The 236-nt window shown below is 39.4% G+C and carries 1 protein-coding gene; it reads right to left on the bottom strand.

The window, feature by feature from the left end; all coding sequences use genetic code 11:
• Positions 1-236, bottom strand: a 236-nt coding sequence (locus SB724_RS21800; RefSeq protein ID WP_486304072.1) for a pseudouridine synthase family protein, incomplete at both ends; no start/stop codon positions are given.

Raw genomic sequence — 236 nt, forward strand, 5'->3', positions numbered from 1 at the left:
TACGAATTTGTCGATTTAGTCCTTGTTTTAAAATAATACTAAACTGATTGTCAGTGATTTTAGTCACCTCACACGGCAAAGTCATTTGCTTGTCGACAGGGACGCCTGCAGCCATTTCTTCGCAAAAATCCGCATCGAAAGGTTTATTGACGGTTACTAAATAGCGTTTAGGCTGATGAAAGTCAGGGTGGATCAGCTGGTTACAAAAATCCCCATCATTGGTTAAAATAAGCAAT

The sequence above is a fragment of the Bacillus sp. SIMBA_031 genome, from assembly GCF_046535225.1.
GTDB classification, from domain to species: domain Bacteria; phylum Bacillota; class Bacilli; order Bacillales; family Bacillaceae; genus Bacillus; species Bacillus velezensis.